Origin of the sequence: Achromobacter agilis (genome assembly GCF_900496965.1) — a bacterium.
Taxonomy (GTDB): domain Bacteria; phylum Pseudomonadota; class Gammaproteobacteria; order Burkholderiales; family Burkholderiaceae_B; genus Achromobacter; species Achromobacter agilis.
The window spans coordinates 105109-126219 of sequence record NZ_UFQB01000014.1 but is presented as its reverse complement, the minus strand read 5'-3'; the positions used below and the strand labels follow the sequence as shown (position 1 = coordinate 126219).

The following is a 21111-nucleotide window of genomic DNA, read 5'->3' as shown; positions in this document are numbered from 1 at the left end:
CTAGGGAATGAAACATATAGTTTCAATTTTAAGATTCAAGTAAGGATCCCGTCAGAACCTCGTCAGCCTCGCCCCCCAATGTTGCGTATAGCTCTCGATGTCGGTGTCGCCGGCGGAGGGCGGTGCACGGCGGACCACCGCCGGCAACAAAAACGAGGAGACATCATGAGCACAACAACCATGGCAGGCCGCGGCCCCTCCGCGGGTCCGCGCCCGATGACCAAGGATGAGCGCCGCGTCATCTTTGCGTCGTCCCTGGGCACGGTTTTCGAGTGGTACGACTTCTATCTCTACGGCTCGCTCGCAGCCATCATCGCGCAACACTTTTTCTCGGGCGTGAACCCCACCGCGGGCTTCATCTTCGCGCTGCTGGCCTTCGCGGCCGGTTTCGCGGTGCGGCCCTTCGGCGCGCTGGTGTTCGGCCGCCTGGGCGACCTCGTCGGACGCAAGTACACCTTCCTGGTCACGATCGTGATCATGGGCCTGTCGACCTTCCTCGTCGGGGTCTTGCCCAGCTATGCCAGCATCGGCCTGGCGGCGCCGGCCATCCTGATCGGCCTGCGCCTGCTGCAAGGGCTGGCGCTGGGCGGCGAATACGGCGGCGCCGCGACCTACGTCGCCGAGCACGCGCCGCATGGCCGCCGCGGTTTCTACACGTCCTGGATCCAGACCACCGCAACGCTGGGCCTGTTCCTGTCGCTGCTGGTCATCCTCGGCATCCGCACGTTCATGGGCGAAGACGACTTCAAGGCCTGGGGCTGGCGCATTCCGTTCCTGATCTCGGTCGTCCTGCTGGGCATCTCGGTGTGGATCCGCCTGCAACTGAGCGAATCGCCGACCTTCAAGCGCATGAAGGAAGAAGGCAAGGGCTCCAAGGCGCCGATCACCGAATCCTTCGGCCAATGGAAAAACCTGAAGGTCGTGATCCTGGCCTTGCTGGGCCTGACTGCCGGCCAGGCCGTGGTCTGGTACACCGGCCAGTTCTACGCCCTGTTCTTCCTGACGCAGACCCTGAAGGTCGACGCGAACACCGCCAACATCATGATCGCGGTCGCGCTGCTGATCGGCACGCCGTTCTTCGTGATCTTCGGCGCGCTGTCGGACAGGATCGGCCGCAAGCCCATCATTATGGCGGGCTGCCTGATCGCCGCGGTCACCTACTTCCCGATCTTCCAAGGTCTCACGCACTTTGCCAACCCCGCGCTGGAAAAGGCGCAGGCCTCGGCGCCGGTCACCGTGATCGCCGATCCGGCCACCTGCTCGTTCCAGTTCAACCCCGTGGGCACTTCGTCGTTCACCAGCTCCTGCGACGTGGTCAAGTCGTTCATGGCCCGCAACTCGGTGAACTACAAGAACGAAGCCGCGCCGGCAGGCTCGGTCGCCAAGGTCAAGATCGGCAATGACGAGTTCGCCTCGTTCGACGGCAAGACGATGCCGGCGGCCGATTTCAAGGCCAAGGTCGCGGAACTGGACAAGTCGCTGACCAGCGCGATCCGCAGCCACGGCTATCCCGCCAAGGCCGATCCGGCGCAGACCAACAACGTCATGGTCGTCGCGCTGCTGACCATCCTGGTCATCTACGTCACCATGGTGTACGGCCCGATCGCCGCCATGCTGGTGGAAATGTTCCCGACGCGCATCCGCTACACGTCGATGAGCCTGCCCTACCACATCGGCAACGGTTGGTTCGGCGGCTTCCTGCCCCCGGTGGCCTTCGCGGTGGTTGCCGCAACCGGCAACATCTACGACGGCTTGTGGTATCCGATCATCATCGCGGTCATGACTCTCGTCATCGGCACGCTGTTCGTGCGTGAAACCAAGGACAACGACATCAACGCCTGAACGTCCATCCCCCGCCGGACGGGACTGCTGCGCCCGCCCGGCCCTTCAAAGCTCCTTATGGAGCTTTTTTTTTATGTGAGCCCCCCACGCTGCGCGTGCTGCGCACGCTTGCTGCCCCCCCAAGGGCGGCTGTCCCGCCTTGGCGGCCGAGGAGATTGACGGTGCGCGGATGGCAGATTCGACGTATTTCGCCGATTCAGGACCATGTCAGACCGCCGACATTAGACTGAGCGCTCAGATTACGGTCTTGCGCCAGATCAGCCGACGATTGATCCCCCTGTCGGAAGATTGCAGGGCCAGTGTTCTGACACCGATACCGCGTTCCCCGCGAGCCTTTTATGACGCGGTATTGTGTGCTCCCGTACCGGCCCGGCCTTTATTGAGCCGGGCCGCTTTTTTTTTTCGGACCCCGGACGCAAAATGGCGACCGCAACGCAGTCGCCATTCATCGGCCGGCCAGCGGCCCCGGCGCTTCGCTGCAATCAGCGGCGCATGCCCACGCCGATCGCAACCACGCCCGCCACGATGGCCGCGATGCCGGCCCAGGCCGGGATCGCCACCGACTTCTCGGTTTCGGCGGTGGCCTTCACCGATCCGATCTGCAGCACGGTCTCCTCGGATTTGTAGTTGAAGCCTTTGTAGGCCAGGGCGGCGATGCCCAGGACGATCAGGATGACGCCAATGATCTTCATTTGTTATCTCCAATTCGACATTGCTGCCGCGGACATTAGCGCATAGGCCGGCCGATGTCAGTGACAGAAGGTGTCGCAGCCCGCTGTCGTATTGCCGCACTTCGGCAATGTGCCCGCGTCGTATAGAATCTCCCCTTTTGGCCGACGCTCATGTGGTTCAAGAATCTCAAGATTTATCGCCTCTCCTCGCCGTGGACGCTGATCGGCGACCAGCTTGAAGAAACGCTGGCGCGGCATGCCTACCAAGCCGGCAACAACCTGGAAATGCAAAGCCTGGGCTGGGTTCCGCCGCGTGAAAACGGCGGACTGGCCCATGTGATCAATGGCCAGATCCTGCTCAGCCTGCGCGCTGAAAAGAAGCTCCTGCCGGGCACCGTCGTGAACCAGGTCGCCAAGGCGCGCGCCCAGGAGATCGAAGAGCAGCAAGGCTACAAGCCGGGCCGCAAGCAGATGAAGGAAATCAAGGAACGCGTCACGGACGAGCTCCTGCCGCGCGCCTTCAGCGTGTACCGCGACACCCGGGTGTGGATCGACACGCAGAACCACTGGCTCGTCGTCGATGCCGCCGCCTCGGCCAAGGCCGACGAAGTCATCGGTCTGCTGGCCAAGTGCATCGACCCCTTCCCCCTCGAGAACCTGTACGTGGCGCAATCGCCCGCGTCGGCGATGACCGGCTGGCTGGCCGAAGACGAAGCCCCCGTCAACTTTTCCATCGACCAGGACACCGAACTGCGTTCCTCGGGAGAAAGCGGCGCGGCCATCCGCTACGTCAAGCATTCCATCGACGCCGACGACGTGCGCCGCCACATCCAGTCCGGCAAGCAGTGCACCCGCCTGGCCATGACCTGGGCCGACCGCATTTCGTTCGTGCTGACCGAAGGCCTGGACATCAAGCGCGTGGCGCCCCTGGACGTGCTGAAGGAAGGCAACGAAGGCGTGGCAGCCAACGACGACGAGAAGTTCGATTCCGACATGATGCTGATGACGGGCGAAGTGGCCAAAATGATGGCCGAGCTGGTCGACGCGCTGGGCGGCGAAAAGAAGGTGTAAGGCCCTGGCGGCAAGGCATGCGCCCTGCCCCGTCCAGCCCAATGAAAACGCCCCCTCGGGGGCGTTTTCTATGCGGTCTCGCAGCGGTCCCGGCCCGCTTGCTTGGCCCGGTAGAGCGCCTTGTCGGCACGGTCGATGAGATAGGCGTAGTCCGGGTGGCCGTCGAACGTCGCGACACCGATGCTGGCCGTGATGTGCAGCGGGCCGGCCTCGGCAACGGTGAACAGGTGGCGGCGGATCTCGGCGCCCAGCTTCTCCGCCGCGGCCAGCGCCGCTTCCCGCCCGGCGTCCACCAGCACCACCAGGAACTCCTCTCCGCCATAACGGAACACGAAATCGCTCGACCGGCACGACTGGTGCAGCACCTCCGCGAACTGGCGCAGCACCTGGTCGCCGCCGGCGTGGCCGTGTTCGTCGTTGACGGCCTTGAAATGGTCGATGTCCAGCAGCACCACGGAAAACTCGCTGCGCTGCCGGCGCGCAATGGAAATCTCGCGGCCGATCACCGACGGCAGGAACCGGCGGTTCAGCACGTTGGTCAGCGGGTCGCTGCCGCTCTCGATCTCGGCCACCATGTCGAACAGGCCATTGAGCAGATGCTTGATGCGCGCCACCAGCTCCTGCAATTCGCGCACGTGGTCGGGCATGGAGGACGCCTGGCCCGGCGTTTCGTCCCGCATCAGCCGGGGCAACACATCCTGGTCCAGCCGCGCGACCGCTTCGGTGATCTGCTGCAGGGCCGGCGCGCTTTCGAACATCGCGCCGCCCTTGTGCTGCAGCCACAGGCCGAACTCGGACGCCGCCAGGCGCGGCAAGGCCTGCCCTGGCGCGCGGTAATGCAGGCCGATCAGCACGGCCTGGCTCCATTCCAGCAACGCCGCGCGCTGCCGCTCGCGTTCGGTGGAAATGTTCTGCCCAAGGGCAAAGAGCCGGTAGGCTTCGTCGTTGCGGGCGCCGCGGCTGATGTCGCGCATGAACGCGCGGCTCATCTGCTCGACGGCCAGATCGAACAGATTGCATACGTACTGCGTGGCGACGGAGGCGGCCATGCCGTCCAGGTCGCTGGCGCGCAGGCGCTGGGCGATCTCGTTCTTCAGGATGCGGGCGCCGGCCATCACCAGGTGCATGGGGATATGGACGCGGGCATGTACCTCGCCCACTTTTTTCTGGGTGGACATCAGAGCGCTGATGTCGCCCTGATCGCGCACGCACAGCAGCCCCTTGAGCCAGCGGGTCATGCCGCTGTGCAGCCGGGTGGCCACGATTTCGTGCGACAGGCGCGGCCCCGCCTCGGCATCGGCCAGCAAGACGGAATAGAACATATCCACCAATTGCGACACGCTATCGGCCACCACCGCCGCGACCTGGCCGCGGGTATAGGCGTCGACAGACTGGTAGACCGCTTCCCAGGCCTGCTCGTTGGACGCGCTCAGGTAGCACGCCAGGCCGGGCGCATCATCGGACCGGTCAGGAGAAGACGGGATGCCAAGACTGCTTGAAGACATAGATAATCCGCCCGAAGGCTCCAGGGCGCGTCGAGAAAACGACACGCGACAAGCGACAGGAAAAGCTAGCGCGGATTATGCTTGAAAACCCCTGCCCAGGCGGGCCAGGCGGCGCCGCGGCAGGGGGTATTCGGCCCGATGCAGCGTTCAATCCAGGCCGTGGAAGGTCGAATCGTCCGGTCCGACATGGGACGGATGCTGCCACGTCACGTCGCGCAACGAATGCTGGACCAACCCTTCCACGCCCAGCAGCACCGCGAAGATCGCCATGCGGATGGGAATGCCATTGTCCGTCTGGCGGAAGATCGCCAGACGCGGATCGTGGTTCAGGTCGACGCTCAGGTCGTTCGCGCCGGGGCGGCTGTCGCGCGGCAGCGGATGCATCACGATGGTCTCGGGGCTGCAGTAGGCGTCGATGATGGCGCGATTGATCTGAAAGTCCGGCGTGTAGCCCTCGTTCTCTTCGTTGGCGAAGCGCTCTTTCTGCACGCGCGTCGCGTAGATCACGTCCGCGCCGGCCAGCCCTTCGGCCAGCGAACTCTTCTGCTCGATCACGTTACCGTTGCGGCTGGCCTGCTCGATGATGTAGGACGGCATCTCCAGGCCCTTGGGCGACACCAACGAGAACTTCACGTTCTTGTACAGCGCCATCAGCTTGATGAGCGAATGCACCGTGCGGCCGTACTTCAGGTCGCCGACCATGGCGATGTGGGCGCCATCCAGCAGCTTGCCCAGGCGCGAGAACTCGGTGAGGATCGTGTACAGGTCCAGCAAGGCCTGGCTGGGGTGTTCGCCAGGGCCGTCTCCACCGTTGACCACAGGGATGTTGGTGGCGCGGGCGAACTCGGCAACCGAGCCCTGGTCCGGATGGCGGATGACCATGGCATCCACGTAGCCACTCATGACGCGGCTGGTGTCGTAGATGGATTCGCCCTTGGCCATGGACGAAAACGTGAAGCCCGTGGTGTCGCACACCGAGCCGCCCAGGCGGCAGAATGCAGAACCGAAGCTCACTCGGGTACGCGTGCTGGCCTCGAAAAACAGGTTGCCCAGCACGGCGCCTTCCAGCACACGCGAGACTTTCTGGCGGCGCGCGATCGGCTGCATCATGTCGGCCACGCGGAACAGGTCCTCGACGGACTCGCGGGTGAACTGGTCCACCGACAGCAGTTGATGCTTGCCTTCTACGGCAATGCGGTCACGCAGCGGGCCTTCTTGTACGCTTTGCGTATATTTTTCCAGCAAAACGCCGTTCTGCACGATTTCGCTGACGAAGCGCTGCACCACTTCCGGCATCGCCCGGAACTCCTGCGACCCCTCGGGCAGCAGCCAGGTATCCAATGCCCGGCGCTTGACGCCGATGCGGGTGGCGAAAACGTCACGCGTCAGGTTCAGGCGCCGCATGGCGTCGCGCAGGAAGGCTTGCTGGGAGATGGTCATGACGGGCCCCAAAAAGAGGAGGATTTATATACGCAGTGCGCATATTATTCCCAACACAAATGCAAGTCCAACATTTTTGCGCACACGGGTTTACCCTCAAAAATAACGGCCCACATAGGCCGTCATCTGGGGAGGATCCGCCAGCGCCTGCCCAGCGGCCAGCCAGCAGGCCGCGCAGAAGGCCAGCGCGCTCAGCAGGTAGCAAAGCATGGCCAGCAACTGCGCCGGCCAATGGGCGCGCGTCAGGTGTCCGCTGTAGCCTTGGCGCAACAGGCTGACCTGGGCCAGGTAGGCAAACAGCGCCCCCACGCAGCTCGCCAGCAGACCGGCAAGCAGCAGCTCCAGCGGTAGTTGCAGATCGGGCGCGGCGATGTCCCCGCCCACGATGCCGAGTGAAAACCCCGTCAGGACCAGCGCGGCCCCGCCGTTCAGCCAGCCCAGGAAGCGGAACGCCCCGACCAGCAGCGAAAACGACATGGCGCTGGCGCGGATCTGCTGGGAGCGGGCATCCATGGATCAGCCTTCGGCACCCTTGCGGCACATGGGCGTGGCGCTCTGGATGGACGCCTTGGCGGCGGCGATCTCGGCCGCGTCCCACTGGCCCTCGCCCAGCACCGTGACGGTTACCTTGGAGGTGGATGGGGTATCGGTTTCGGCGGAGATCAGCTCCAGCACCTTGGCCGGCTCCGTCACTTTATAGAGTTGCACCTCGTCCGGCGCGCCCTTTTCGCCCTTCACGTGGCGCCAGGCATAGGCCACGTTGTAGGCGTGCTGCACCTGGACATGGCAGACGCGCACGTACTCGCCCGCGCGGCGGAACGCGGCCTCGTAGTTGGTATTGACGCTGAAGGTCTCCTTCACGACGGCATCGGACTCGTAGACCCCTCTGCTCGCGCAGCCGACCAACAAAGTCACGACCGCCATTCCCACCCACACAGACTTGCGCATGACACTTCCCGCTTCAAGATTCGGATTTCCGAGATTATGCCCCAGCCTAAAACGCGCCCTCGCTTCGCGCACCGCGCAACACGGGCAGGCGGCAGCCGCGCCTTCGGCTTGCTGCCCCCAAAGGGGGCGTTTTGGCCTTGGGGCGGCCCGGCGGCAAAAAAAAGCCGCGCGGGAAATGCTGGAGCATTTCACGTGCGGCCTTTGGCCGGGGTCGCGGCTGACGGGGCGCGCCTACTTGGTGGCGGCGCCTTCTATCTTTTCCCCGCCTCGCTGGATGTCCTTGCCGGCGCCCGCAACAGTGTTGCAGCCCGCCGATAGCGCGGCGATCGAAAGCAGCATGACGAGAAAGACCTTATTTTTCATGAACATCTCCTGTCTGGCCGGAAAGGGCGGAATCCAGCATAACGCAAAGGCCCCAGTTTGAGCATCACCCTCCATCCGCGCCTGTCGCGAAATTGCCGGCAATGGATTAGGATGCGCAAATGATCAAGAAACATGTATCGCAGGGCGCCGCTTCCTCTCCTCAAGGCTGGGGCTGGGAACAGCCTCAATGCCGCGGACAAGCGGCTTTGGCGCTGTTCATCGACGATCTGCACCGAATTCTGCAGGCCCACGCTGCCGGCAAGCTCGCGGACAGCAGCACGCTGGCCGACGCCCAGCGCGAGGTGAACGAACTGCTCGCCCGATATAACGAAATCGGCGCCGCGCCGGATATTTTCCTTGGGCAGTCTGTCGAACTCAAAGAGGGCGTGGACCGCAATGGCGTATCCCATACGGTACCGATTTTTTCGGCGCGCCTGAAACAGGCATTAGTGTCGATGCTGGGCCAGGCCGGCTGAAGCGCCGCATACCGTGCCCAGCAGCAGGATCAAGACCAGAATAGCTATAGCAGGAGACCCATAATGAATACCGACAATGTCGTAGAGTTTCTCCGATTGCTGTCGCTGGATGTCACGCTGGGCGCCGCCGCCCAGCACGCCGCTAGCCAAGCTGACGCGCCCCAGGCGTTGGCGCGCCTGGCCACCACGCATGGCCTGCCCTGCAGCGCGGCGGACTGGTCTTCTTTTGCCCGCAGCTGCCTGGACGCGACACACGCGGCCGACGAGGAATCCGGCACGGAAGAGGCCGCCATCTGGCAATTGGTACAGGATCCGGCCCAGGGCACCAGCATCCCGGCCAGCGCCATTACCCGGGTGATCGGCATCATCACGCAGCCCGAGGGCGGCCCACCGGTGGTGGGCCACGTGGTCGGCGACCTGGCGCCGCGCGCGCCTGCGGGCCTGACGCCCTACCCGTCGAGCTCCTGATCCCGGGCCTGGCCCGCGGCCAGGAAATCCATGATACCCAAGGCCGCGACGGCCCCGCTCGCCATGCACGCCGTCAATAGGTAGCCGCCGGTCGGCGCCTCCCAATCCAGCATCTCGCCCGCGCAAAAGACACCGGGCGCCGCGCGCAACATCAGTCCGGGCGACAAGGCATCGAAATGCACCCCGCCCGCGGTGCTGATTGCCTCGTCGATCGGACGGGGCCGCACCAGCTTCAACGGCAGGGCCTTGATCCGCAAACCGAGACGGGCCGGATCGCGGAAATCCTCCACCGCCGCGCATTCGCGCAGCAGCCCCGCCTTGACGCCCTTCAGCCCAAGGCGGCTCTGTAGATGGCTGGACATCGAACGCGCGCCGCGCGGATGCGTCACCGCCGCCATTACCTTTTCCTGGGGCCAGTCCGGCAGCAGATCCAGCACGGCAGTCGCCTCGCCGCTGGCTTCGATCTGGTCGCGCAAGGGCGCCGACAGCGCATAGACCAGGCTGCCTTCGACGCCGGACTCTGAAATGACGAACTCGCCCTGCCGGGCCAGTCTTTGGCCCGCGGCCGTTTCGCAGGCCATGGCCACGGACTTTACGGGCAGCCCCGCGTTGCGCTCGCGAAAATGATCCGACCAGGCCACGTCGAAGCCGCAATTGGCCGGACGCAACGGCGCCACCTCGATGCCATGCGCCCGCAGGCTCGCCATCCAGGCGCCGTCCGATCCCAGCTTGGCCCAGCTTCCGCCGCCCAGCGCCAGGATCACGGCATCGGCGGCGGCATACGCCTGCTCGCCCTCGGGCGAATCGAACCGCAGCGCGGCGGCGCAAGGCCTGGCATCGGCCGGCCATCCCAGCCAGCGGTGCCGCATGTGCAGCCGAACGCCGCGGGCGCGCAGCCGGGCAAGCCAGGCCCGCAGCAGCGGCGCCGCTTTCATTTCCTCGGGGAACACGCGTCCGGACGAGCCCACGAACGTCTGAATGCCGAGCCCGTGCGCCCAGTCTCTCAGGCCGCCGGCGTCCAGCGCCTCCAGCCACCGCGCCACCTGCGCCGCTCGGGTGCCATAGCGGGCCAGGAACGGCCCGGCGGGCTCGCTGTGGGTCAGGTTCAAGCCGCCCCGCCCAGCCATCAGGAATTTGCGGCCGACCGAGGGCATCGCGTCGAACACGTCCACCTGCACGGCGTGTCCGCTCAGCCATTCCGCGGCCATCAGGCCGGCCGGACCGCCGCCGATGACGGCGACGCGCTTGACGGTCGGGCTCATGGCGCCGGCGCCTTCAGGCTGACGGGAGGGACAGGCGAAGCACGGTGCATGGAAGAAGAATCGGGAGGGAAAGCTGGAGAGGACGCGGCGCGGGCAAGAATTGTCGCACAGCACGGCCATGCAGAGCCTGGACGCAACAAACGCCCCGCAGGGCGTTTATTGAGCGTTTCCGCCAAGTCCTTGTTATCTCGGGAGAAAGCGGACATGCACAAGGACTATCCCAAGGCTTGTCCACAATCCCTGTGGGCAACTTCGCCTTGGAAGGCCCACAGCATGCCCCTTTTTGCATCTGCCTGGGATCAGCCCTAGGCGCGGATCGCTGCCTGCATCGGCCCCGACCAAGGTTCGGCGTCAAGCTGGAAACGCAGCTCCTGGTACTCGCCATCTACCGAGACCGAACGCAGCAGCCCCGCATCCAGCGCCTGGCCAAGCGCGCGGCGGCACAGAGTCTCGGGATCATCAGGCAGGGACTGGAAAACACCGTCCGGGATGCGCAGCCGCAGCAGCGCCTGGGGATCGCCGCTCTCGGCGGGGCGGCCGATATGGATATGGGCGGGATAGCCGTGGGGGCACCAGATGCCGACGTGGTACCTGCCTTCAGCGCCGGTGTCGGCAACGTAACCGGGATGATCGTATTTTGCTGTTCCCATGGACCCTCCTCGAATGCGGCAACCTAGCGCGCGTGACCCATCGTAGCGCAGGGCCGACCCCCTGTGCGGCCACGGCGCACCCGGGAAAGCCCGGGCTGGAACAAAGATTTGACCCAAGGCAAGGGAAAGGTGGAGAAAAGGTGCCCCCACGCCGCGCCTTCGGCTTGCTGCCCCCCAAGGGGGCGCTTTTTTGCCTTGGGGCGGCCCGGCGGCAAAAAGGTGCCCCCACGCCGCGCCTTCGGCTTGCTGCCCCCCCCCCCCGAGAGGGCGCTTTTTTTGCCTTGGGGCCCCCGGCGGCAAAAGGTAAAAAAAAAGCCGCGACATGATCGCGGCTTCTTTCGAGGAGTGGCGCGTTTTGGTGCGCCGCCCGGATATCCGGGTCCTGCTTGAAACTGGTTGCGGGGGCAGGATTTGAACCTACGACCTTCGGGTTATGAGCCCGACGAGCTGCCAGACTGCTCCACCCCGCGTCTGATGTGTGAATCATACATCATTTTGAAATCTTGTGCAGCGCACCCAGGGAATTTTTTCGGTTTCCGGCATCTGCAAGGCCGAAAAATGCGGTCGCCCGGCGCAATAACCGGCCTGCCAGGCCCGGCCGCTCCAGGCAGAGCACCTCCGCGTGCCCGATAGCCGTGACCCGCGCCACGCCTCCGTAGGCCAGGCCGTGCCCCTCGCCCGCATTGACGCGCACCGATACCGGGCCAGGCAGGCCGCCCGCGGCTTCCGGGCCGGTCACCGGTTCGTCGATACGCACGCTGCCATCGACGCAGACGACGGTAGCGCCGGCGCGCAGGACGAGTTGGCGGCTGGCGCCGGCGGCCAGCACCAGGCGGCGCGTCTGGGCATCGGGGGCGAAATTCGGATTCATGGTCATCTCCTGTCGGACAACCACAGGCTACGCGCGCCCTGCTATGCGCAACAGCCACACAATTTCGATTTCTGTACCGATGCAGATCCTCGATTTCCTGGCTGTTATGGTGTACTTTGCCCTGATCTGTGCCTACCTACATTCCAACCTCGGGGAGCATGATCGGCACATGGATCCGCAACCGCTCTACCTACGCCTGGCCAACCACTACCGGCGCGCCATCCAGGCGGGTGTCCTGGCGCCGGCGCAGCGCATGCCCTCCGTGCGCACGCTGGTGCGCACCCATCACGTCAGTCTCTCCACCGCGCTGCAGGCCTGCCGCCAGCTGGAAGACGACGGGCTGATCGAAGCCCGCCCCCGCTCCGGATACTTCGTCCTGAAGCCGCGGCGCAGCAGCATTCCGCCCGTCGGCGAGCCCGACATCCGGCAGACACTGGGCGCCGCGCAGTACGTGGGCATCCACGACCGGGTGTCGGACTTCGTGGCCAAGTGCGAGGCGCATCCGGTCAGCGCCAACTTCGCGCTGGCCGCGGCGGTGCCCGAGGCCTATCCCATGGAAGCGCTCAAGCAGGCGATGACGCGCGCCCTGCGCCAGTCGCCGCAGGTGCTGGTCAGCTCCGTCCCCCCGCAGGGCCATCCGGAACTGCGTACCGTGCTCGCGCGCCGGGCGCTGGCCAACGGTATCAATGCAACGCCCGACGACGTCATCGTCACGCACGGCTGCATCGAGGCCCTGAACCTGGCGTTGCGCGCCGTGGCCCGCCCGGGAGACACCATCGCCGTCGAGTCCCCCGCCTACTTCGGCCTGCTGCAAGTCCTGGAAAGCCTGGGCATGCGGGCACTGGAGATCCCGACCAGCCCTCAGCACGGCTTGTCGATCGAGGCGCTGGACCTGGCCTTCCAGACGCACGGCAACATCCGCGCCGTGGTCGTGGTGCCCAATTTCCAGAATCCCCTGGGCTGCGTCATGCCCGAGGCGGAGAAGGCCCGCCTGGTAGCGCTGTGCGAACGCCAGCAAGTGCCGCTGATCGAGGACGACACCTATGGCGCGCTGACCGATGACGACACGCCGCTGCCCGCCGCCAAGTCCTGGGACGCGACCGGCAACGTCATCTACTGTTCATCCATGCACAAGACGCTGGCCCCGGGCATGCGCCTGGGCTGGTTGATCGGCGGTCGCTGGAAGGCCCGCATCGCCATGCTGAAATTCGCCCAGAGCCGGCCCAACGAACCGCTCGCGCAGATCGCCGTGGCGGAATTCATGGGATCCCGCGCCTACGACCGGCACCTGTCGCGGCTGCGCCGGCACCTGAAGGCCCAGCGCGACCAGACCGCCGAAACCATCGCCGCGCATTTCCCGCCGGGCACCCGCTTGAGCGTGCCGCAGGGAGGCATGCTGCTATGGGTCGAAATGCCCGGCGGCCGCTCGGGCATGGACGTCTTCGAGACCGCCCTGCGCGAAGGCATCCGGGTGGCGCCGGGCTCCATGTTCTCGAACGGCACCCGCTACGACCACTTCCTGCGCATCAGCTGCGGCCAGCGCACCACGCCCGACATCACCCAGGCCCTGCAGACGCTGGCGCGCATCGTGGCCGAACGGCCGAAGAAATGAACCCGGCGCTGCATCAGTTCATTGTCGACTACGGCCTGTGGGCGGTGCTGGCCGGCACCTTCCTGGAAGGCGAAAGCGTGGTGGTGCTTGCGGGGTTCCTGGCGCACCAGCGTCTGCTGCACCTACCCGACGTCATGCTGTGCGCGTTCGCCGGTTCATTCGCGGCCGACCAGTTGCTGTTCTATCTGGGGCGGCGCTATCGCGACCGCCGCTACGTCAGGCGGATCCGCGAGCAGCCCGCCTTCGGCAAGGCGCTGGCGCTGGTCGACCGCTATCCTCACAGTTTCATCCTGGCCTTGCGCTTTCTCTACGGGCTGCGCACGGTCGGTCCGGTAGCGCTGGGCGTATCGCGCGTATCGCCGTTGCGGTTCCTCGTGCTCAATGCCATCGCGGCCGCCATCTGGGCGGTGTGTTTCAGCGCGCTGGGCTATGCGTTCGGGCAGACGATCGAATCCATGCTCGGCCGCCTGCATGGGGTCGAAACCAAGCTGGGGGCGGCGGCTGCAATCGGCGCGGCCATCTGGCTGGCGTACCACCTGTACGCCAGGCGCAGGAAGTAAACGCGGGCCGCCTGCGCGGGCCGCGTCAGAACACCAGTTCGCCGTTGGCCCGCAGCACATGGCGGCGCCGAGCCTTGCGGTACCAGGTGCCTATCAACGGCAAGCGCGCCAGGCGGCGCAGGATGGGATGGCGCTGGTCGAAGTCGTGCCAGGCCTTAAAGCCATGGCCCATGCGCTCCCAGCTTTCGCGCGCCGCGGGCGAAAGTTTGCCGGGGTCGAATGCCGCCAGCTTTGCTGCTTCCGAAACGCGTACCGCCATCGATCCGTCCCGGCATTCCAATGAATACTGATTCCGCATGGGGGCGCATATTACCCGGCTTGGGCGCCTCTTGACGATCGCTGTCTCGTGCTGCGGCAATGCGCGCAGGGAGCCGCCTTTGAGCGCCCCGGGCAAGCCTTTGTATTCAAAGGAATTTACGCAGCTATGCCCGCGCTATCCCAAGGCTTGTCCACAGAAGTTGTGGGTAACTTCCCCGCGTTGCCGCGCCTACTCGCGCCTACTTCAAGGCCGCGGTGATCATGTCGCGCACACTCTCGAACCCCGCCACGTACTGCGGATTCTCGGAGCGAGCCAGCAGGCTGGAGTAGTTCTGTTCCAGCTGGGCCTCGATCGCCTCGCGCAGGCCGGGCGACGCCTTGACCAGATGCAGCATCGACAGCAGGGTCGAATTCAGCGCGTCGATACGGCCGCCCTGGTGCGAAATGGTGTGCACGATGACGGCAATTTGTTCCTGGATGTCCATGGGTAAGCCTCCTGGCAATGAAAGTCGGCGCAAATCCTAGCACGCCCTCCCCGCTGGCCGGCGCTAGGCAAGCCCGGCGTGGCGCGCTAGCATGAAAGCGTAGCCGCAAGGGTGCTCCGGCGCACGCCGCCGCCCCTGTTCCGCGGCGCCCGGAACACAACGGAGCGCGCTCATGAAGACGATCCAGAACTATGTTCCCCCGGATGCCCAGTCCCTGCGACGCCTGCAGGACAGGCTGGGATACAGCGACGCGCGCATGACGGAGCTGGCCGGGCTGGACGCGGCCGCGCCCTGGTCCAGCTATATCGGCGGCCCCGAGCCGCGCTCGCTGGGCCGGCAGCGCCTGTTCTTCGTGGCGGCCCGCCTCGCCCTGGACGAAGACGCATGGCAGCGCGTGCTGGCCGCCATGCACGAGTTCGGCGCCCGCTTCGACTACGCGGAACCGCAAGCCGCCGACACGCCGCCCGCCCCGGAACCCACCGCGGACGAAGAGCGCAAGTTCGGCATGCTGCTGGTCAGCCGCAATGGCTCATTCCACGAAATGGAACAACTGCGCGAATTCGCGCATTTCGCGCATGAGCTCGACGTCAGCCGTTTCGTGCACTCGGCCTTCTACGACAGTGATATCGATCTCTGCCGCTTCAGCTTCGCCGACCACGACGGCCTGGACGCCGCGAGCCGCGACCGCATCTTCGATGCCGCGCGCAAGACCATCACCCGCTTCGAGTTCGACGGACGCATCTACCAGGGCGGCATTCCGCCCGAATCGGATGGTTAAGGCGTGTTGACGCGGGCGGGCCGGGGCCTGTACCGTCGGCAATCGCCCTCCTTGCGCCCTGCGCCGCCCAACGCATGAACGAAAGACTCGACGCCATCGACCGGCAACTGCTCAGCCTGCTGCAAGCCAATGCGCGCGAGCCCGCCGCCATCCTGGCGCGCAAGCTCGGGCTGGCCCGCACCACGGTGGTGGCGCGCATCGCCCGGCTGGAACGCGAACACATCGTGGCCGGCTACGGCGTGCGCCTGGGGCGCCTGCTGGAAGAAGCCGCGGTGCGCGCCTATTGCTTCATCAGCGTGCTGCCCAAGACGCCGGCCGCCGTGATCCGCGAACTCGAGAAAATGCCCGAAGTCGAGGAAGTGTCGTCCGTCAGCGGCCCCTACGACTACCTGATCTTCCTGCGGTGCGAAACCCATGAGCAGCTCGACGAGCTGCTCGACCGCATCGGCCTCATCGATGGCGTCAAGCAGACCCAGACCTCCATCGTCCTCAGCCGCAAGGTGGACCGCCGCAGCGCCGTCGGCGCGCCGTGAAATGATGGTGTAATGATGGTTATCGCGATTCCAGGACCCTCCATGCTTGCTCGTCTTGCCCCCGCCGCCGCCGTGCTCACCCTTCTGGCCGCCTGTTCCAGCATGAGCGAGGTCACCTCCGTCGGCAAGGACACCTACAGCGTCACCTACAGTTCAGGCACGCAGCTGCTGACCTGGGTCGAGATCAAGAATCAGACGCTGCAGCGCGCCGAACAATATTGCAAATCCAGCGGACGCAAGCTGCAGAAGCCGAAGATCACCTCCAATCACGCAACCGGCCTGGGCTCCAAGCGCGCCACGGTCACCTTCGAATGCGGCGCCATCGAACCGCCGAAGGAAGACAAGCAGTAACGCCGGGCGGCGCCCGCGAACGGGTGTAGCATTATCGGCATCGCAACCCCGATACCAAGCACCGTGAACACCTCCCTGCCCGTGGGAATCACCATGGGCGATGCCGCCGGCATCGGCCCCGAAATCGTCGTCAAAGCCTGCGCGCAGGGCCTGAGCGCGCCTTGCGTGGTGTATGGCGACGCAGGCGCGCTGCGCCGCGCCGCGGCCCAACTGGGCGCCAGGCTGACGGTGAACGAAATCGCCGACGTCGGCCAGGCCAGCGCCGACGCGGGGCATATCGACGTCATCGCGTGCAGCCCCGCCCTGCCCCCCGACCTGCCGCTTGGGCAGATCAACGCGGCCGCCGGGCGCGCCGCCTACGACTACGTTTGCGCGGCCATCGACGATGCCCAGGAAGGCCGCATCCGCGCGATCGTTACCGCGCCGCTGAACAAGAAATCCATGCACGCCGCCGGCATCGACTACCCCGGCCACACGGAAATCCTGGCAGAACGTTCGGCCACGCGCGACTTCGCAATGATGCTCGCCAACGACGAGTTGCGCGTATTGCTCGTGACCATACACGTCGCGCTGGCCGACGTGATCGCGCGCATCACGCCGGAAGCCGAAATGACGGCCTTGCGGCTGGCCGACAGGGCCTGCAGGCAGATGGGCATCGCGCACCCCCGGATCGCGGTCGCGGGCCTGAACCCGCATGCCGGCGAAGGCGGGAAGTTCGGCCGCGAGGACATCGACATCATCGAACCCGCCGTCGCCGCCGCGCGCGCGCAAGGCATGGACGCCAGCGGCCCCTGGCCCGGCGACACGATCTTCATGCGCGCCCGGCGCGGCGAGTTCGACATCGTGGTGGCGCAGTACCACGACCAAGGCCTCATCCCGGTGAAGTACCTGGGGTTGGACCACGGCGTGAACGTAACGGTGGGGTTGCCTTTCGTGCGCACCAGCGTTGACCACGGCACGGCGTTCGACATCGCCGGCAAGGGCGTGGCCGACCACGCCTCGCTCGTGGCGGCGTTCGACCTCGCGCTGGCAATGACTCCCTGAACGCGGCCGCGCCGCATCCACATCGATATCCGCCCCCGTGACCGGGCCTTTGCGCGGGGCCGACACCTGCCCGTCAGGAATCCGCGCCGCCCCGGGTCTACAATACGCCCCGTTTCCAGCGCCCCGCGGCGCTTTTCGTCCGTCCCCTGATCCTCCAATGTCACGCCTTGTCCGCCTTCTTCCCGACCGCTTCACCCTCTACCTGATCTGCACCGTCATCATCGCCAGCATCCTGCCCGCCCATGGGCAAGGCGTGGTCGTATTCGGATGGATCACCAACATCGCGGTCGGCCTGCTGTTTTTCCTGCACGGGGCGCGGCTGTCCCGCGAAGCGATCATCGCCGGCCTGACGCACTGGAAGCTGCACCTGACCATCTTCTCGGCAACCTTCCTGATGTTTCCCCTGCTGGGCCTGGCGCTCAAGCCGGTGCTGGAGCCGCTGGTCACGCCCGAGCTCTACCTGGGCATCCTGTTCCTGTGCTGCCTGCCGGCCACCGTGCAATCGGCCATCGCCTTCACCTCGATGGCCCGCGGGAACGTGCCAGCCGCCGTGTGCAGCGCTTCCGCTTCCAGCCTGCTGGGCATCTTCCTGACGCCCCTGCTGGTGGGCACGGTCGTGGCCAACGCGGGCAGCGCGCCGATCTCATTCGATGCCGTCGGCAAGATCATGCTGCAGCTGCTGCTGCCCTTCGTGCTGGGCCAGTTCGCCCGCCGCTGGATCGGCGCCTGGGTCCACAAGCGTAAAGCCATGCTGAAGTTCGTCGACCAGGGCTCCATCCTGCTGGTGGTCTACACGGCCTTCTCCGAAGCCATCAACGAAGGGCTATGGAGCTCCACGCCCATCCCCGCCCTGCTGGGGCTGGTCGTGTGCTGCGCCGTGATCCTGGCCCTGGCGCTGGGCCTGTCGGCCCTGGCCGGCAAGGCGCTGGGTTTCAACGTCGAAGACCGCATCACTCTGCTTTTCTGCGGTTCGAAGAAAAGCCTGGCCAGCGGCATCCCGATGGCGCAGGTGCTGTTCGCCGGCCACGCCGTCGGTGCGATCGTGCTGCCCCTGATGCTGTTCCACCAGATCCAGCTGATGGTCTGCGGCGTGCTGGCCGCGCGCTTCGGCAAGCGGCCGGATAGCGATAGCTGATTAGTGCCTGGCACCGAGCCCTGTCGGTCAGTACATGTCCCGCGGCTGCGCGCCCGAGAAATTCAAGAAGCGCGTGCTCGACCCCTGGAAGGTCAGGCGCACCGAACCGATCGGGCCGTTACGCTGCTTGCCGATGATGATCTCGGCGGTGCCCTTGTCCGGCGAATCGGGGTTGTAGACCTCGTCGCGATAGATGAAGAGGATCACGTCCGCGTCCTGTTCGATGGCGCCGGATTCCCGCAGGTCGCTCATCACGGGCCGCTTGTTCGGACGCTGCTCCAGGCTTCGGTTCAGCTGCGACAGCGCGATCAGCGGGCAGTTGAGCTCCTTGGCCAGGCCCTTGAGCGAGCGGCTGATTTCCGACACTTCGGTGGCCCGGTTCTCGCCCGAGCCGTTGCCCGACATGAGCTGCAGGTAGTCGATGATGATCAGGCCGAGCTGGCCGCACTGTCGCGCCAGGCGGCGCGCGCGGGCGCGCACTTCCATGGGGCTGAGCGCCGGGGATTCGTCGATGTAGACCTGGGCGTCCTGCATTAGCTGCACCGCATGGGTCACGCGCGGCCAGTCCTCGGCGATGAGCTTACCGGTACGCATGCGGTGCTGGTCCAGCAGGCCGACCGAGCCCAGCATACGCATGGCCAGCTGCACGGCGCCCATTTCCATGGAGAACACCGCTACGGGCAGCCCTTCCTCGATGGCCACGTGCTCGCCGATGTTCATGGAAAAAGAGGTCTTGCCCATGGACGGGCGGCCGGCCACGATGATCAGGTCGCCGCCCTGCATGCCGGACGTCATCTTGTCCAGGTCGGTGAACCCGGTGGGCACGCCCGTCACGTCGGACGTGCTTTCGCGGTGGTACAGCTCGTCGATGCGCTCGACCACCTGCGTGAGCAGCGGCTGGATCTCCTGGAAGCCCGCGGCGCCGCGCGCGCCCTCCTGGGCGATCTGGAACACCTTGGATTCGGCCTCGTCCAGCAGTTGGCGCGCTTCCTTGCCCTGCGGATTCATGGCCGCCGCGGAGATCTCGTCGGCGATCGACACCAGCTTGCGCAGCATGGCGCGCTCGCGCACGATCTCGCCGTAGCGGCGGATGTTGGCCGCCGAGGGCGTGTTGTGCGCCAGCGCGTTCAGATAGGCCAGGCCGCCGGAATCCTCGACCTTGCCGGCGCTGACCAGCGATTCGTGGACGGTGATGACGTCGGCCGGGCGCGCCAGCCCGATCAGGCGGGCGATATGGTGCCAGATCAGCCGGTGGTCGTGGCGGTAGAAGTCTTCTTCCACCAGCACGTCGGCGATGCGGTCCCAGGCCGCGTTATCGAGCAGCAGGCCGCCCAGAACCGATTGTTCCGCCTCGATGGAATGGGGGGGAACGCGCAGGTATTCGAGCTGGGGATCGGCAGGTGTATTCATGGCTTCAATAGTAACGGCTGCAGGATGTCCGCGACGCGGAAGAACCCTTGGATATCGCGCGAAGGCACGCGCCCCAGCACGGCGCGCAAGGGCGCGGCGGTGCTGCACAGGAGCCGCGCCAGGCGCGTGAGGCGGGCCTTGACCTCGGGATCGGGGTTGTGCTCGAAGTAAACGTCGAGCGCCAGTTTACCCAGCGTCCGGGCCTGGTCGTCCGGCAATTTGCGCAGGGACGCCAGGGAGGCCAGCATCTGGAACAGATCATAGGCCTGAGCGAGCGGACGCGACAGGGTCGAGCCGATGTTCTCTTCGAAATCGATGCGCCACAGCTCGCCGTCCTGCAGTGTGACGTTCCGGATCTGCGCGCCGCCGTGCCACATGCCCCGGGCATGAAAAGCGGCCAGGTCGGCCGCGGCCGCGCGGGCCAGCCACAGCTTCGAGGTCGAATCTTCGTTGCGGATCAGGTCTGCCAGGTCCTCGCCCACGTACTCCAGCACGAGCAGGCCTTGCTCCTGCCACCAAACCTCGGGGACGCGGCTGCCCGCCTTCAGCAACTGGTCGAGCCGCTGCGACTCGTGCGCAAGGCCGTTGCGCAGCAGCACGCCGGGACGCGGGAATTCACCCAGGAACAGCTTGCAGCCCATGCCCAGGAACAGGGCGCGCGCATAGCGCATGACATAGCTGACGCCGCGGCCGATGCTCGGACGGCGCCGCTTGATGATGCAGCGCACGCCATCTATCGTCACATCCCGCACCGACGGTTCACGCGACGCGTCCACGCTGTCGAGCCAGGCTCGCAAGCCGGGAGGGGCGTTGTGATGAACGGGTGGCTGGGTCAAGGAGGCCTCTGAGGAAATACCGCGCCGGATACAAGGCAAAAAAAAGCCGGCGCGCGGGCCGGCTTTTTCTCACTGCCGGTACCGGCTTAGGACAGTTCGCCTTCGACCTGGACCGTGACGTCGACCAGAACGTCGGCGTGCAGGGCGACCTGGACCGGGAACTCGCCGACCGACTTCAGTTGGCCGTTGGGCATACGCACCTGGGCCTTCTCGACGGCTTCGAAACCAGCCTTGCGCAGGCCTTCGGCGACGTCGGCGTTGGTGACCGAGCCGAACAGACGGCCGTCGACGCCAGCCTTCTGGACGATCTTCAGCTGGAAGCCGGACAGGCGCTCGCCCAGGGCTTGGGCAGCGGCCAGCTTTTCAGCCTGGGCCTTTTCCAGTTCAGCGCGGCGGGCTTCGAATTCCTTCATGGCGGCGTCGGTTGCACGACGGGCCTTCTTCTGGGGAATCAGGAAGTTGCGGGCGTAGCCATCACGCACGCGGACGACTTCGCCGAGGTTACCCAGGTTGACGACTTTTTCGAGCAGAATAACTTGCAT

At 65.7% G+C, this 21111-nt stretch carries 25 protein-coding genes and 1 tRNA gene; 11 read left to right on the top strand and 15 right to left on the bottom strand.

The window, feature by feature from the left end; all coding sequences use genetic code 11:
* The first annotated feature begins 180 nt into the window (after positions 1–180).
* Positions 181–1842, top strand: coding sequence for an MFS transporter (locus AGI3411_RS17465; RefSeq protein WP_165359199.1), 1662 nt, complete (start codon positions 181–183; stop codon positions 1840–1842).
* 482 nt (positions 1843–2324) lie between these two features.
* Here the strand turns inward: AGI3411_RS17465 and AGI3411_RS17460 are convergent, their stop codons facing one another.
* Positions 2325–2534: a hypothetical protein gene (locus AGI3411_RS17460; RefSeq protein WP_129528624.1), complete on the bottom strand. Its 210-nt coding sequence runs from the start codon at positions 2532–2534 to the stop codon at positions 2325–2327.
* 150 nt (positions 2535–2684) lie between these two features.
* Between AGI3411_RS17460 and AGI3411_RS17455 the strand changes: the two genes are divergently transcribed.
* Positions 2685–3584, top strand: a complete 900-nt coding sequence (locus AGI3411_RS17455; RefSeq protein WP_129528623.1) for a recombination-associated protein RdgC — start codon at positions 2685–2687, stop codon at positions 3582–3584.
* Between the two features lie 68 nt (positions 3585–3652).
* On the opposite strand, the gene AGI3411_RS17450 is transcribed toward AGI3411_RS17455, so the two are convergent.
* The 5 genes from AGI3411_RS17450 to AGI3411_RS17430 all read right to left on the bottom strand — a co-directional run bounded on the left by AGI3411_RS17450 (position 3653) and on the right by AGI3411_RS17430 (position 7840).
* Complete coding sequence (locus AGI3411_RS17450; protein ID WP_129528622.1) at positions 3653–5089, bottom strand: diguanylate cyclase; 1437 nt, start codon at positions 5087–5089, stop codon at positions 3653–3655.
* A 147-nt stretch (positions 5090–5236) separates the two neighbouring features.
* Positions 5237–6529 carry an aspartate carbamoyltransferase gene (locus AGI3411_RS17445; RefSeq protein ID WP_129528621.1) on the bottom strand — a complete coding sequence of 431 codons (1293 nt, stop codon included), beginning with the start codon at positions 6527–6529 and terminating at the stop codon, positions 5237–5239.
* A gap of 96 nt (positions 6530–6625) precedes the next feature.
* Positions 6626–7042, bottom strand: coding sequence for a hypothetical protein (locus tag AGI3411_RS17440; RefSeq protein WP_129528620.1), 417 nt, complete (start codon positions 7040–7042; stop codon positions 6626–6628).
* 3 nt (positions 7043–7045) lie between these two features.
* Positions 7046–7477 (bottom strand): BPTD_2524 family lipoprotein, encoded by a 432-nt coding sequence (locus AGI3411_RS17435; RefSeq protein ID WP_129528619.1) that lies wholly within the window; start codon positions 7475–7477, stop codon positions 7046–7048.
* Between the two features lie 231 nt (positions 7478–7708).
* The gene (locus AGI3411_RS17430) at positions 7709–7840 is read right to left on the bottom strand and encodes an entericidin A/B family lipoprotein (RefSeq protein WP_042792633.1); all 132 of its coding nucleotides are present in this window, start codon (positions 7838–7840) and stop codon (positions 7709–7711) included.
* A 206-nt stretch (positions 7841–8046) separates the two neighbouring features.
* On the opposite strand from AGI3411_RS17430, the gene AGI3411_RS17425 reads away from it, so the two are divergent.
* On the top strand, positions 8047–8316 hold the full coding sequence (locus tag AGI3411_RS17425; protein ID WP_244240376.1) for a hypothetical protein: 270 nt from the start codon (positions 8047–8049) through the stop codon (positions 8314–8316).
* A 63-nt stretch (positions 8317–8379) separates the two neighbouring features.
* Positions 8380–8784: a hypothetical protein gene (locus AGI3411_RS17420; RefSeq protein ID WP_129528617.1), complete on the top strand. Its 405-nt coding sequence runs from the start codon at positions 8380–8382 to the stop codon at positions 8782–8784.
* On the opposite strand, the gene AGI3411_RS17415 is transcribed toward AGI3411_RS17420, so the two are convergent.
* The 4 genes from AGI3411_RS17415 to AGI3411_RS17400 all read right to left on the bottom strand — a co-directional run bounded on the left by AGI3411_RS17415 (position 8766) and on the right by AGI3411_RS17400 (position 11567).
* Positions 8766–10046 (bottom strand): TIGR03862 family flavoprotein, encoded by a 1281-nt coding sequence (locus AGI3411_RS17415; RefSeq protein ID WP_129528616.1) that lies wholly within the window; start codon positions 10044–10046, stop codon positions 8766–8768. The two genes, AGI3411_RS17420 and AGI3411_RS17415, sit on opposite strands and share 19 nt — an antisense overlap.
* A gap of 305 nt (positions 10047–10351) precedes the next feature.
* The gene (locus AGI3411_RS17410; RefSeq protein WP_129528615.1) at positions 10352–10696 is read right to left on the bottom strand and encodes a hypothetical protein; all 345 of its coding nucleotides are present in this window, start codon (positions 10694–10696) and stop codon (positions 10352–10354) included.
* Between the two features lie 393 nt (positions 10697–11089).
* Positions 11090–11166 (bottom strand) — tRNA-Met (locus AGI3411_RS17405).
* A 20-nt stretch (positions 11167–11186) separates the two neighbouring features.
* Positions 11187–11567 carry a hypothetical protein gene (locus AGI3411_RS17400; RefSeq protein ID WP_129528614.1) on the bottom strand — a complete coding sequence of 127 codons (381 nt, stop codon included), beginning with the start codon at positions 11565–11567 and terminating at the stop codon, positions 11187–11189.
* A 169-nt stretch (positions 11568–11736) separates the two neighbouring features.
* On the opposite strand from AGI3411_RS17400, the gene AGI3411_RS17395 reads away from it, so the two are divergent.
* On the top strand, positions 11737–13179 hold the full coding sequence (locus AGI3411_RS17395) for an aminotransferase-like domain-containing protein (RefSeq protein WP_129528613.1): 1443 nt from the start codon (positions 11737–11739) through the stop codon (positions 13177–13179).
* On the top strand, positions 13176–13739 hold the full coding sequence (locus tag AGI3411_RS17390) for a DedA family protein (RefSeq protein ID WP_129528612.1): 564 nt from the start codon (positions 13176–13178) through the stop codon (positions 13737–13739). The genes AGI3411_RS17395 and AGI3411_RS17390 overlap by 4 nt, the downstream gene beginning before the upstream one ends.
* 25 nt (positions 13740–13764) lie before the next feature.
* Here AGI3411_RS17390 and AGI3411_RS17385 read toward each other — a convergent pair whose 3' ends face one another.
* The gene (locus AGI3411_RS17385) at positions 13765–13998 is read right to left on the bottom strand and encodes a hypothetical protein (protein WP_129528611.1); all 234 of its coding nucleotides are present in this window, start codon (positions 13996–13998) and stop codon (positions 13765–13767) included.
* Between the two features lie 238 nt (positions 13999–14236).
* On the bottom strand, positions 14237–14482 hold the full coding sequence (locus AGI3411_RS17380; RefSeq protein WP_129528610.1) for a hypothetical protein: 246 nt from the start codon (positions 14480–14482) through the stop codon (positions 14237–14239).
* Between the two features lie 172 nt (positions 14483–14654).
* Here AGI3411_RS17380 and AGI3411_RS17375 point away from each other — a divergent pair, with 172 nt between their 5' ends.
* The 5 genes from AGI3411_RS17375 to AGI3411_RS17355 all read left to right on the top strand — a co-directional run bounded on the left by AGI3411_RS17375 (position 14655) and on the right by AGI3411_RS17355 (position 18323).
* On the top strand, positions 14655–15260 hold the full coding sequence (locus tag AGI3411_RS17375) for a hypothetical protein (RefSeq protein WP_129528609.1): 606 nt from the start codon (positions 14655–14657) through the stop codon (positions 15258–15260).
* Positions 15261–15334: 74 nt separating this feature from the next.
* A complete protein-coding gene (locus AGI3411_RS17370; RefSeq protein WP_008164247.1) occupies positions 15335–15793 on the top strand; it encodes an Lrp/AsnC family transcriptional regulator in 459 nt (152 codons plus the stop codon).
* Between the two features lie 42 nt (positions 15794–15835).
* Positions 15836–16144 carry a hypothetical protein gene (locus AGI3411_RS17365; protein WP_129528608.1) on the top strand — a complete coding sequence of 103 codons (309 nt, stop codon included), beginning with the start codon at positions 15836–15838 and terminating at the stop codon, positions 16142–16144.
* A 63-nt stretch (positions 16145–16207) separates the two neighbouring features.
* Positions 16208–17188: a 4-hydroxythreonine-4-phosphate dehydrogenase PdxA gene (pdxA, locus tag AGI3411_RS17360; RefSeq protein WP_129528607.1), complete on the top strand. Its 981-nt coding sequence runs from the start codon at positions 16208–16210 to the stop codon at positions 17186–17188.
* A 157-nt stretch (positions 17189–17345) separates the two neighbouring features.
* Positions 17346–18323, top strand: coding sequence for a bile acid:sodium symporter family protein (locus tag AGI3411_RS17355; protein WP_129528606.1), 978 nt, complete (start codon positions 17346–17348; stop codon positions 18321–18323).
* Positions 18324–18350: 27 nt separating this feature from the next.
* On the opposite strand, the gene AGI3411_RS17350 is transcribed toward AGI3411_RS17355, so the two are convergent.
* From AGI3411_RS17350 to rplI, 3 genes are all read right to left on the bottom strand, one after another.
* Entirely contained in the window at positions 18351–19733 is a 1383-nt protein-coding gene (locus tag AGI3411_RS17350) for a replicative DNA helicase (protein ID WP_129528605.1), read from the bottom strand.
* Positions 19730–20569 (bottom strand): BUD32 family EKC/KEOPS complex subunit, encoded by an 840-nt coding sequence (locus tag AGI3411_RS17345; protein WP_129528604.1) that lies wholly within the window; start codon positions 20567–20569, stop codon positions 19730–19732. The genes AGI3411_RS17350 and AGI3411_RS17345 overlap by 4 nt, the downstream gene beginning before the upstream one ends.
* Positions 20570–20655: 86 nt before the next feature.
* The gene (rplI, locus tag AGI3411_RS17340; RefSeq protein ID WP_129528603.1) at positions 20656–21111 is read right to left on the bottom strand and encodes a 50S ribosomal protein L9; all 456 of its coding nucleotides are present in this window, start codon (positions 21109–21111) and stop codon (positions 20656–20658) included.